The sequence below is a fragment of the Segatella copri genome (assembly GCF_024330485.1).
Taxonomy (GTDB): domain Bacteria; phylum Bacteroidota; class Bacteroidia; order Bacteroidales; family Bacteroidaceae; genus Prevotella; species Prevotella copri_L.
Genome location: NZ_JANDWX010000018.1, coordinates 34,163 through 46,130, shown reverse-complemented (window position 1 = coordinate 46,130; position 11,968 = coordinate 34,163). Strand labels below are relative to the sequence as shown.

Genomic DNA, 11,968 nt, shown 5'->3' with positions numbered 1-11,968 from the left:
TGTGTAGAAATATCGGATGATATGATATACAGGATAAAATGAAATACTTGATGATATGGCAAAGTTAGGATTGGGCGATGCCCGACAGATATTGGCAATGTTGAAGGGGGAGGAGATAGCTTCGTCGAAGCTGTCTCCTCGCCTCACGGCTTTGCTGAGGCAGGAAGGGCTCCTGATGTTGAAGAACAATGGCAGTAGATGCAAATATCGCATAGCCGAGGCCATGCGAGAGAGTTGCCGTACCTTATTGGTTCAGGATTTCGGCTTGAAATGTTCTTTAGAAGAATGGATTTCCGCTTCTTCCTCTATGCAGACGAGGGCTGATATGGTTAGGATGGTGGGTGATTCAAAGGCTAAGAAGGTGAATACATTTCGTGGCTTTCTGGTAGATTGCTATGTTCAGATAGATGCAATGCTTGATGGAAAGCCATTCATACTTCATCCGATGGAGGGCAGTTCCGTTTTCATCAATCAGCCGGATCGTTTCGAGATACCGGAAGACGTGATAGTTGTGGGTATGGAGAATGCTGAGAATTTCATGCAGATTCGGTTGCAGCGTTGGCTTTTCGATGTCCTGTTTCCTGGTAAGCAACTCCTGTTTGTCTGCCGTTATCCACAGGAAAACCTGGAGAATCTCAGGTCATGGCTTCTCCGCATTCCCAATCGTTACGTTCATTTTGGCGATTTCGATTTAGCAGGAGTTCATATCTATCTTTCAGAGTTTTATGCCTATTTGGGTAATCGGTCTTCCTTCCTGGTGCCATCTGATATCGAGGAAAGATTGGCCGAAGGCAATGCCGCGCTTTACAATCAGCAATATGCCAGATTCAGGAATATGGCAGTAACGGATGTCCGCCTTCAGCCGCTGGTCAATATGATTCATCATTATCGCAGGGGATATGAGCAGGAGGGGTATATTTTTCCATAATTGCTTGAATTAAAATGCTGCAAAGATACGAAGAATTTAGGGAACTCAATTAAAAATAGCAGAAAAATTTGGAGGTTACACAAAAACATCGTATTTTTGCATTAAAATAGTTTGAATAATGAGCAAGTATAATTTTAATATAGACAATTATCATGCTATAGGGCATGCTGATATCGAAATAGAGGGTATCACAGTTATCGTGGGTAGCAATGGCTGTGGAAAAAGCACTATGTCCCGTTGGTTGTATTATATCGTTAATACATTGTCAGTGTTAGACAGTTTCTTTTTCTCTGATTTCAGAGATGTGATTATCAAATCATTAGAGAAATATTCTAATGCGCTGGATGATATCTCAAATTATCTGGATGATGATAAAAAACGATTTTTTGACCATACCTTATCATTAATGACAATGGTAACATTGAGTAATGGTGGTGTGGAGAAGCTCGATTTTTATTATAAAAGAGCGATTGGTTCACTTGATGACATGCTGGTTAACTTTCTTCAGAAAGAGCAGAATCCTCAGCAGGTGCGTCGAGTGCTTAATCTTTTTGGGATTACTGAACAAAATCATGTTCATGAGGATATAGAACGAAATTCCATTCAGTTGTTTTCTGAATATCTTCAGAAATATGAAAACAACAAAAAAAATCGGCCCATCAGTTACTTGAAAGAGAAAATCGCTTCTGTATATCGGGAAAAGGATGGCTTTCCTGCCAGCATAAGCTTTAAGGAAGATGAAGTGGAATTGCTTGTTGATAGACTTGGAAAGATATATAGTTTAAATAATGCCATATATATAGGAACACCAGCAGCTATTTCTCTTCGTCAATCAGATAGGGTTCTGATGACTTCCTTGGCACATAAAGTGGTTCACGTAAATGAAAAAGGAAGTGAGATTACCGGCAAACAGGAATTACTTCATTCTATTAATAAAATGATAGATGGTTCTATTGTAGAAAAGGAAAATTTCGATGCTGTTGATTTAGTTTATCACAGCAACAATGGTAAGGATATTAGAATTGAAGATATAGCATCGGGCTTCAAACCGCTGGTTTATATGCTTCGTCTGATAGAAAACGGGTGGCTGACAGAAAACACTTTGTTGGAGATTGATGAGCCTGAAACAAATCTTCATCCACAATGGGTGGTTGAGTTGGCGTATCTTCTTGTTCGCATCAACAAAACATTTGGAACCAAGATACTCATCACGAGTCACAATCCCGATATGGTATCGGCTATCAGGTATATCTCTGAAAAAGAGGGCTTGTTGAATACTACTCGTTTTTATCTGGCAGAGCAAAGTGAAGGTACAGACTCGTTCTACTATAAGAATTTGGGCTGTGACATCGAACCTGTATTTGAATCATTCAACAAGTCTTTTGATACTCTTCAGAAATACGTAGAGAATTATGGCGAAATTTAAGATTGGCAATTATCAGGGAATCAAGATTGATTGTTGGACAGCAAAAGATTTAGTCGGCTTGCATCATTTGATGAAGCAGGAGGGATGCCCAAATTCAGAAAATCTTTTCTCTGACACAGATAAGGCAATAGAACTTGATGATGTTCAGAGACGAATTTCTCAAAAGCATCATGCTGATAAGAAATCTTCTGCAGATATGCTATTGCATGTGAATGATAAGAGATTACTTTTGGCCGATGCAAAATTCCGACTAAGCAATACCAGGAATTTGGATTCAAAGGAGATAGCAAAAAAGGTTAGTGAATCAAAGGCAATGGTTACTTCTAACTATTCTTTTGATAACAGTTTCTATGTTTTGCTGACAAAGAAAGCTGCAACTCCTTCCAATTTAAATAGGCTTAGAAGAAATGTAGGAAATAATCCAAATTATCAATTTATGGATGCCGTTGAATTTCATAAACTGTTCGAGGATTAATGTTTGAACTCCGTTCCTGATGTCTTGAAAACTCAGAAACGGAGTTTTTTATAATTTTTTTCTGTCTTTTTTTCTAGTATTATGAATTTTTCTCCATCCATTTATTATAGGATACATTCTCCTCTTTCCACTTATCCTTTGCTTCCGCCAGATTCTTCGGATATCCGATGATGAGGGTGTTGAGCGGAATCATCTTCTTGGGTAGATGCAGCAGTTGCTGCATTCCCTCGTATCGTTCTTTCAGGGGGTAGAGGGCTGTCCATACACCGCCAAGTCCCAGGCCGTGAGCCATCAGTAGAATGTTCTCCGTGGCTGCCGAACAGTCTTGAATCCAGAACTCCTGCTCTGTGCCTTCCAGCGTCTTGTCCAGGCATCCGCAAACCACGATAGCGAGCGGTGCCTGTTTTACCATGCTGGCATAAGGACTGAACTGTGGTATCTGGTCGAGAATCTCCCGGTCGTTGATAACCACAAAATGCCAAGGCTGCTTGTTGCATGCCGATGGAGCCGCCATGCCGGCACGCAGCATCATCTCCACCTTCTCCGGCTCTACAGGCATGTCTGTATAGCTTCTCACCGATGTACGGCTCATAATATTTTCAAAAATCTGATTCTTTTCCATCATTTTGCTGCATTTCTAATTTTATCTTATGCGGCATTATTTATCAAGAAACGCCGTATATTTTGCGGCAAAGATACGAAAAAAAGCCGCATCGCCAAATTATTTCGTTTTTATCGCCCGATACATTCTATAGTATGCGTATATATAAGCCGATGTTGTGGTTATCATACTGATGAGATTCATGCAGGTGAAGGCTGCCTGCTGGGTGTTACCTGCCAGATAAAACACTGCAACTGGGAGTATATTCGAGCATATCAGCCATACCATGAAAACCAGAATAAGGGCTATGCCCAGTTTGCGCATGTTACCTCTGTGCTTGCTGTACAGATGACAGCCGGCTACCAGGGAGGCGATGACGGAAATCAGGCCCATCGTGCTTTCTGTCCAGGTGAGTATGGAAGCCATTTGGGTAATCTGTCCGTTCTGCATCATCTTTACGAGATGAAGATTGAAGCATTGGCCCAGGATGAATGAGAGCACATAGTAAAGTACCATCAACTCGCTGCAGCGTCGTAGCAATTTTACGCCTGCCGGTAGCGTGTAGCGGAATATTCCCCATAAAGCTATAGGGGCGAGCTGCAAGACCAGTTGCTTGATGGTAACCAGGATGGGACTTATTGGAATCAGGATGGGACTTGTTCTGAAGGATAAGCCCGCTTGTCTGCAAACAGAAAATGCCAGCGAAAACAATGCGAAAATGCAATATGCATACATGGCATATTGTGCAATGCGATTTATATCTATAGAATAACTTTTTCTTTCCATAATTCTACGTTTGATGATTTTATAAACAGCTTATCTTGCATAAAGCCATTGCAAAGATACGAAGTTTTTGGGAAATTCTAGCAAAATAGGTGGAAAATGTTTGGCTATTATGATATATACTTGTTAAAAGAATGGCGGAGAGACCGATAAAAACTCTTAAAAATCATAACGTATCTTCTTGAATACCAGTATTTGTTGCTATCTTTGCACGGTATATACTAATAACGCTACGTGGATAAATACTAATAGCGCTACATGGGTATATACTAATAGGAATATAAGTTTAATCATGAGTAATATGAAGAAGATTTTCTTAGGATTGGCAGCAGCACTGATGTTGACTGCCTGCAATGAGAACAGACAGCCGGAGGCAATGACCAGCGTTGACTCTGCAAGTGTGGTAACCGATTTGATGATGAGTCGCAGAAGTATCCGTGCTTACAAGGATTCCGTCATCAGCCGCGATACCCTGAACGAGATTCTGAAATGCGGCATCCATGCGCCAAACGGTCAGAACCTGCAGTCGTACGAAATCAGAGTGATAGATTCTCCAGCACTCATCGATTCGATAACCCAAGCCGTGGTAAAGGATAATCCTAAGATAGCAGAGCGCAAGGGCTTCAAGAACATCTTCGTGAATGCTCCATGCGTGGTTTGCATTGCCTACGATACTACTTATGATATGGCGCAGATTGATTGCGGTTTGCTTGGCGAGAACATCATTCTTGCAGCATGGGCAAAGGGCATCGGCTCCTGCTGCCTGGGCAGTTCTGCCCGTTGGATATTGGATTCTCCGTCAGCCAAGCCTTATCTCGACCGCATGGCATTCTCCAAGAATTACAAGCTACTCTACTGCATCGCCCTGGGTTATCCTGACGAATCGCCGGAGGCAAAGCCAAGACGCCAGGACATGATTAAGTTCATGGATTAGGATAATAAGATAAATGTAGGTTGACGTCCTGTTTTAGGACGTCAACGTCTGAAGATAGATATTCATCTTTTTGAAACATGTAGGCAAAAATGAAATATCTTCTTCAAGTTCTTTTTTATACAACTTTAAGTTAAAAAAGTTGCTCGTTTGGGAAACTTTGGCTATTTTTGCTCCAAAAAGAACAGATATGAAAAAGAAATTCGATAATACGGATAATATCCTGGGTGGCATAGTGAAAAAAGTTCGTCAGGAAAAAGGGCTATCGCAAGAGGCTCTTGGAAAATATGTGGGGTTGGGCAAAAGCAGTATCAGTAAGATTGAGAGTGGCAAGACCAATATCTCTATAGATGATGCTTCTGTCCTCCTGGAAGCTATGGGCGAGAAACTGAGTGTGTATATAGACAGTCAGTATCCGTCAGCAGAGACCATGATGAAGGCAACAATCTTTGTCACAGTTGCAGCTTGCTGGTTTGCAGAAGACAAGAAAATTACCAAGCAGAAAGCTTTCAACTTCCTCCAAAAAAATCAAGGCATCAGATTTTTGGAGGAGAATTGGGAAATAGAGCAGACACTGCCAAGGGAACAGATCATAGAGGATTTGACTTGTATCTGCAATAACCATATTGCAAAAGCTAAGAAAAAGGAAAGGAGGGTAATGGCGTCATGAGATTGCTGCATGGAAGTTATACAGAGATTCTTACTCCTGATCTCTCCAAATGCAAAGGGAAAAACGATTTTGGCAAAGGATTCTATCTCACTCCAAATTGGAAAAGAGCTTGGCAAATGGGTAAACGCAGCGCTTTTCTTCATGGAGGAAAAATTACAGTCAATGCGTTCCTGTTTTATCCTAATATAGGTGAGAAAAAAGGACTTCAAATTAAAATCTTTGAAGGATTCACAACAGAATGGGCAAAGTTCATTCTCCAGAACAGGGAAGAAAGCGGATTCAAACATGACTACGATATTGTTATTGGACCCGTAGCAGATGCCTTCATTGATCAAGAAATAAAAAACTATATACGCCAATGCGGGGAAGCTTATCTTGATGAAAGCAACTTGAGTATTCTGGTTTCCAGAATATCCCAATTTGGACTTAGCTATATACAATATTGCTTTTGTACACAAAAGGCTATTAATGAACTCATTAAAGATTGAGAATATGGGGAATAAGTATAATTATGAAAACGTATTAGGTGAAATTGCTTGTTATATAGCAAAAGAATGTAACCTTACTCCTAGCGAAGCAATTGGTGTGGTAATGAACGATGAATGCACAGATGCTGTTATTGAAGAAATTCAAAAATCAGACAGGATAGATATAGAAGCTTTGGCCTCTCGTTACTTGACGGAGGAGCTTTGCTCGTAATAACCAAAGAGGTTATGTCATAAGTGATACAACCTCTTTCCCTCCATGATACACAACAAAAAAAAGCATGGCGCAAATCGCTGCGCCATGCTCCAATAAAAGAAAACCTTATAGTCAAAATAGAAATTAGCGATTTCTAGTACTTATTCCGGTACTAATACTTATTCTAGTACTTAGCGATTTCTAGTACTTCGCATTCTGAGGATCAAAGTTGGTCCAACCGCTCATCCAGTTGGTGCTGCCATCGAAGGCTCCGATGTAGGTTACGGTGTCGAAACCTGTCCAGCCGGCGAAACTTGCGGCACCAAGCAATGGGCTTCCTGCGATAGGAGTATAGCCATCTGCACCAACCAATGAGGTCCATGAATCAAAATACTTGTTGCTCTGCTCTGCAAAGAAGAAGGTGTTGCTGTATGACTTCTGATTCTTGTCGATATCCTTCTTGTTCGCTGCATCGTAGAGGTAATCCTCATACTGCTTGTTGGCATCAGTGCCAACGGCATCCATACCAGCGAAATATACATTCTGAAGCTTGAACTTGCCATCTTTGGCATCCTTTACGGTTTCACCCTTCTCGCCATCAACAATCAAACCGATAGGCCAGCCTAAGGCCACTGAGTTGATGCAGTTGAGGTTAGAAGAACGGCGAATCTGCATGGCTGACTGGAACTTGCCAAGGGCTGAACCATTGTTTGGATTGTATGCACCAGCATTGATATAATCTGTGGTGTTCTGGAACTTATTATCCAATACCTTAGGACCTACAAAGGTGATGTTAGAGAAGGTTGCCTTGGTACGAGGGCCCACGGTAGCACCATCGGCACAGTTGTCGCTCTCGAAACCGTTGCTCTGAGAGGTATCGGCTATCTTGCTGTCGCGCAGTGAAAGACCGTACTGCACCTTTCCTGAGAAACCGTTGTCGGTATCGAAATCATCATCCCAGCCTTTGTAGGCTACGAGATACTTGCAGTTAACGGTACCGCCAAACCACTCGAAGGAATCATCATTGGAATAAGATACCTGAACGTGGTCAATCTCTGTGCCTGAACCTACAGAACCAAGAGTCAAACCATTGATTTCCTTATCCTTCTGGAATGGATAACCGGCAAACTCGATGCGTACATAGCTTAAAGTACCAGAATTATCGGCATCATCTGCGCCGCCATGCTTGGTACGAGGACCACCCTCTATCTGCTGCTCAGTTTGGTTGTTCTTAGCTTTGCCGCAGAGAATGATGCCACCCCAGTCGCCAGGCTTTCTGCTGCCGGCAGCCTCTTCAGATGTAAAGACGATAGGCTCTGTGGCTGTACCCTTGGCGATGAGCTTGCCGCCACGCTCTGCGATGAGTGTCGCCTTGGTCTGCTTGTCGCCCTTGATGATAGTTCCCGGTTCGATGGTAAGTTCAGCACCATCTGCAATATATACCCATCCCTTGAGGAGATAAGTGCCTTTCTTCAAAGTCTGCTTGCCTGTGAAGACGAACTCCTGGTCGCCGTTACCAATCTGTGTACCATTGGCGTTTTCCTTGTCATCTGTTCCGAAGAGAATGTGGTCGCAAGCCTTCAAGCCGCCATTGGTTGTCCACTTGTAAACTACTTCTGGTCCTGGATTTGGAGAAGGAGTTGGATCGTCATTGTCACTGCTGCAACTGCTCAACATGGCAGATGCTGCGAGGATGCCCATGCATCCATAGAAATACATCTTGTTCATCATTGTTTCTCGTTTTATTAAACAAACATCTAATTATTCTTATTATTTAAAATTTATAGATTGCCTGCAAACCGATGTTTCTGCCCGGCTTGTAGCATCTTGCTATCTCTTCTACTTTCTTCTTGCTTCCGTCGCTATACGTTACATCAGCAAACTGCTTGTAATATATCTTTTCTGCAAGAAGATCTCTTACATTGAGCTTCAGCTCCAGATGGTCTCCGAATTTCTTTGCCAGCGAGAAGTCGATGGTGTTGCGAGGCATCTCGTAGCTGTGAGGCACTCGGGAATTGGAGTCATCGCCTGTGCTTCCTTCGCTTCTGCCCACACCGATGATTCGCTTGCCTATGCGGTTGTAGAGCAGGGCGATATCCATCTTCAATGGCTCATTCTTATAGAAGATGCCGGTGTTGATAAGATATGGCGACTGACCCTGCATCGGTCTGTCTTCCTCTTTCGAACCCTTCTCAAACTGTACCTTGCTCTTGATGAGGGCACCATTAAACGACCAGCTGAAATCCTTCATTCCTATGAATCCGAGATTCTTTCTGATATCCAGTTCCACACCATAGTTGTTGGCACTCTTCGCATTCTTGTAGGAATAAATCAAGTCTGTGCCGCCTGCCACCGTGTAGGTCCACTCGATAGGAGAATCGAAGTGCTTGTAGAAGACTGCCAGCGAAATGAGCTCTCCACGGGATGGATACCACTCATATCGCAGGTCGAGGTTATCGACATAACAGTTCTTCAACTCAGTGTTTCCCTGCACATTGCTGGCAAGGTCGAAGTCGTAATACACTGACGACGATACTTCACGGAATTCCGGACGGTTAATGCTGCGGCCATACGACAGTCGCACTTGGTGCTGGTCGCTGATCTTATATGTTGTATTGAGAGATGGAAAAACATCATCGGTCTTGTAATGACGGCTCGATTCACTCTTCTCGTAGTCACGGGAATTGGAGATGAGTTCCATATCATTATGCTCGAAGCGGACACCGGCGTGGATGCCGAGTTTGCCAAAGGGGAGAGACATCGCCAGGTATCCGGCGCCTAAGGTGTTGTGTCCGCGGTAGTTATTGCGCATCTGCTTTTCCTCCAGAAGATACAGCTTGTCGTAACCCATGTTCGCCTCATTGGAGAGCAGGGTAGGGATGTCGCTGTGGCGGAAGTCGGATGGCATGTTGTTAGCTGAAACATTCCAATTGTAGATGAAGTTGCGAGTCTGGTATTCTCGGCTGCGGTACTCTCCATAGGCACCCACCTGCAAGTATGGCTCAAAGTTGCCAAACTTGAGGTGATGCTTATCATTAATACCAAGAGAGAGAATGTGTTCGTCGAGTTGAGTCCACTCGCGCGATATGTCGTTGCCGGTGCTCAGGGCATAAACGCCCGATTCAAGAGCATCGTCGATGAGGTATCTACGACGGTCAGGCAAATGGCGGTTGGCATACGCATACCCGATGCTCCAGTCAAGGGCATCGCTAGTGAAGGTGTGCTTGCCGGTAAGCTGACCGTTATATGTAGTTCGACTGCGGTAGTAATACTCTGCGCTTCGCTCCAGGTTCGACTGGGCGCTCACGCCTTCACGCCAGGTATATCGGCTCGTAGCCAACTGGTTGAAGATGTTCTTGAGCTGATACTTGTGGTTGCCGTCCTTGGAAAGGAAGGTGAAGTTGAGCATCGCTCCGAGTCTGACATTATTATTATACTGGTCGTCAACAGAATGACGAAGATAGTTCGGCTTATCGTTGGCCGCATCATAGATGCCATAGAGGTTGTTCTCCATGTTCTCGTAGGTGCGGTATTCGTTGGTATAGTTCAAGGCAGCGAGCATGCCGAGTGTTCTTCCGCCCAGCATCCAGCGCTGGTTCAGGCTGGCTGCCAGTTTCAAGTCGCCCAAAGGCTTCTTGTTCTTGATGAGCCAATCGTTGTTAAGCCCGTTGCCCAGGAGCGAAGTGGCATAATCGCCCACCGGTTTTCCGTTGGCATCGAGCTGCGGATTCAAGTCTGCATGGATGCCTCCCTTCAGGTTTCTCAAGTCATTGTCGAAACCGAGAAAATCAGTTCCCGAACCTTTTGAGTAAGAGAAGTCCTTGAAGGCAGAAGATGTATTCCAGTTTCCGCCCACGGCGATATTGAAACTGTTTTCTGCCGGAATCTCCTTGGTGTTGACGATGATGAAACCGCCCGAGTAGTCGGCAGGATATTCAGCCGATGGCGACTTCACGATGGTAAGGTTGTCGATCTGTGAACTTGGGATGATATCGAAGGAGAATGCCCTGGAATCAGCCTCAGAACTAGGCACTGCTCCTCCGTTCACCCACACATTGTTATAACGCTGTGACAAACCACGAACCATCACGAATTTATCGTCGATGAGGCTCACGCCTGGCACTCGGCGTATCACCTCACCCGCATTCGTATCCTGAGTTCTGGATATTTCCTGTGCCGAAACATTGCTCACGATGACGGGACTGTTTTTGGCCACCTGTATCATTGCCGCATCCGTATTACGCCTTTCCACTGCGGTAACGGTCACCTCCTTCAGCTGCTGTTCATCAGGTTGCAGCGCAATCACCTGGTCTGCGTCCTTCGCCTGAACCCCGTCAATTTTTTGAGTCTTATATCCTACATAGTTAATATATAGTGTATATGTCTTATCTTTCTTCATTCCATCGATCTGGAAGTTTCCGTCGATGTTGGTGATAGCCTTCACGTTGGTTCCATCCACAGTGACGACTGCGCCGATGAGTGTCTCTTTCGATTTCTGGTCGATAACCACACCCTTAATCTGTTGCGCCCACGTTGGCATGCTAGCCGCCGAGAGCAATCCTAATACAATAATTCCCCTTTTAGCATTCATAACCTATATCGTTTGATTTCGGTTGCAAAGGTACGGCAGTATTATTACATCGCGATTGCGATGAGGTTGAAAGGCATTGACGAAGCTGCGACAAAGATGTTACGGCATGTTTTTCCTGTAAAATGATATGAGGGTGAGCCATAAATGCATGGCTCACCCTCTTTTGAATTTCTTTGATTCGTAGTTTATTTGTAAGAAGTTTGTGTCATTTTGAAGTTTGATTGAATCCGGTTTTCTCTGCAGACCAAGTTTCTCATTTGCATTTTTCTACTTTCATCTCTGTAAAAGTAGCAGTAAATGAATGGTCTACAGGACTAGCTGCGTATAATCCGAACGAAATTTCTCCATCTCCCTTGACTAAATGAAATGCGCGCATCTGATGAAAATTAACACCGTCTGTACTGGTTTCTATATAGTAGTCACTTTCTCTGCGGCTAAGGCGATACCACATTTCCTTGATAGAAGAAGATATGTCGTGTGTGGCCCAATCGGAGTATCCGTTGTTTGTTACAACACTGCCCAATCTTTGATATTCCTCATTCTCGTATTCTATTGATGCCTTCATCCAATTATCACTATCAAGATAGATAGCAATACCGCATTGATCAAATAGGGCAGAACTATTGAACGATGTCTTGACGGTGAAAGAAAAGAACTTGTCTGAAGTCTTCATTTGCAACACCGGAGCATTGTCATTGCTGAACCCATAATAGGTACGCTGCCAAAGATCTGTGTGAGGTTCAGAAACGATTGTAATCAGAGAGTCTGTAACCGTATATTGTTTTGGCTCTCTAATCCAAAACAGGTTTTCTGCCACAAATGGCTTTAAAATTGAATCTTTCTTTTCCATATTTGATTTATTTTTTGTTGCAGATTGTGATT

The 11,968-nt window shown here is 43.5% G+C and carries 12 protein-coding genes; 7 read left to right on the top strand and 5 right to left on the bottom strand.

Going from position 1 to position 11,968, the window contains the following annotated elements; genetic code table 11:
- The first annotated feature begins 55 nt into the window (after window positions 1–55).
- The 3 genes from NNC77_RS10585 (at window position 56) to NNC77_RS10575 (ending at window position 2,829) form a co-directional block, all read left to right on the top strand.
- Complete coding sequence (locus tag NNC77_RS10585; RefSeq protein ID WP_234563896.1) at window positions 56–928, top strand: DUF7281 domain-containing protein; 873 nt, start codon at window positions 56–58, stop codon at window positions 926–928.
- A 118-nt stretch (window positions 929–1,046) separates the two neighbouring features.
- The gene (locus NNC77_RS10580; protein WP_234563895.1) at window positions 1,047–2,354 is read left to right on the top strand and encodes an AAA family ATPase; all 1,308 of its coding nucleotides are present in this window, start codon (window positions 1,047–1,049) and stop codon (window positions 2,352–2,354) included.
- On the top strand, window positions 2,341–2,829 hold the full coding sequence (locus NNC77_RS10575; RefSeq protein ID WP_117695573.1) for a hypothetical protein: 489 nt from the start codon (window positions 2,341–2,343) through the stop codon (window positions 2,827–2,829). The genes NNC77_RS10580 and NNC77_RS10575 overlap by 14 nt, the downstream gene beginning before the upstream one ends.
- Before the next feature lie 79 nt (window positions 2,830–2,908).
- Here the strand turns inward: NNC77_RS10575 and NNC77_RS10570 are convergent, their stop codons facing one another.
- Window positions 2,909–3,454, bottom strand: a complete 546-nt coding sequence (locus tag NNC77_RS10570) for a nitroreductase family protein (protein ID WP_234563894.1) — start codon at window positions 3,452–3,454, stop codon at window positions 2,909–2,911.
- A gap of 96 nt (window positions 3,455–3,550) precedes the next feature.
- Window positions 3,551–4,216, bottom strand: coding sequence for a hypothetical protein (locus tag NNC77_RS10565; protein WP_234563893.1), 666 nt, complete (start codon window positions 4,214–4,216; stop codon window positions 3,551–3,553).
- Window positions 4,217–4,514: 298 nt separating this feature from the next.
- On the opposite strand from NNC77_RS10565, the gene NNC77_RS10560 reads away from it, so the two are divergent.
- The 4 genes from NNC77_RS10560 to NNC77_RS10545 all read left to right on the top strand — a co-directional run bounded on the left by NNC77_RS10560 (window position 4,515) and on the right by NNC77_RS10545 (window position 6,513).
- Window positions 4,515–5,147 (top strand): nitroreductase family protein, encoded by a 633-nt coding sequence (locus NNC77_RS10560; RefSeq protein WP_234563892.1) that lies wholly within the window; start codon window positions 4,515–4,517, stop codon window positions 5,145–5,147.
- Window positions 5,148–5,334: 187 nt separating this feature from the next.
- Window positions 5,335–5,814: a helix-turn-helix domain-containing protein gene (locus NNC77_RS10555; protein ID WP_234563891.1), complete on the top strand. Its 480-nt coding sequence runs from the start codon at window positions 5,335–5,337 to the stop codon at window positions 5,812–5,814.
- Complete coding sequence (locus NNC77_RS10550) at window positions 5,811–6,302, top strand: DUF3990 domain-containing protein (protein WP_234563890.1); 492 nt, start codon at window positions 5,811–5,813, stop codon at window positions 6,300–6,302. The genes NNC77_RS10555 and NNC77_RS10550 overlap by 4 nt, the downstream gene beginning before the upstream one ends.
- Window positions 6,303–6,306: 4 nt before the next feature.
- On the top strand, window positions 6,307–6,513 hold the full coding sequence (locus NNC77_RS10545; protein WP_234563889.1) for a hypothetical protein: 207 nt from the start codon (window positions 6,307–6,309) through the stop codon (window positions 6,511–6,513).
- Between the two features lie 183 nt (window positions 6,514–6,696).
- Here NNC77_RS10545 and NNC77_RS10540 read toward each other — a convergent pair whose 3' ends face one another.
- The 3 genes from NNC77_RS10540 to NNC77_RS10530 all read right to left on the bottom strand — a co-directional run bounded on the left by NNC77_RS10540 (window position 6,697) and on the right by NNC77_RS10530 (window position 11,936).
- Window positions 6,697–8,226, bottom strand: coding sequence for a hypothetical protein (locus NNC77_RS10540; protein ID WP_254970830.1), 1,530 nt, complete (start codon window positions 8,224–8,226; stop codon window positions 6,697–6,699).
- Between the two features lie 43 nt (window positions 8,227–8,269).
- Complete coding sequence (locus NNC77_RS10535; RefSeq protein WP_254970832.1) at window positions 8,270–11,086, bottom strand: TonB-dependent receptor; 2,817 nt, start codon at window positions 11,084–11,086, stop codon at window positions 8,270–8,272.
- A 253-nt stretch (window positions 11,087–11,339) separates the two neighbouring features.
- Window positions 11,340–11,936: a DUF1349 domain-containing protein gene (locus tag NNC77_RS10530; RefSeq protein ID WP_153114053.1), complete on the bottom strand. Its 597-nt coding sequence runs from the start codon at window positions 11,934–11,936 to the stop codon at window positions 11,340–11,342.
- Window positions 11,937–11,968 lie beyond the last annotated feature (32 nt).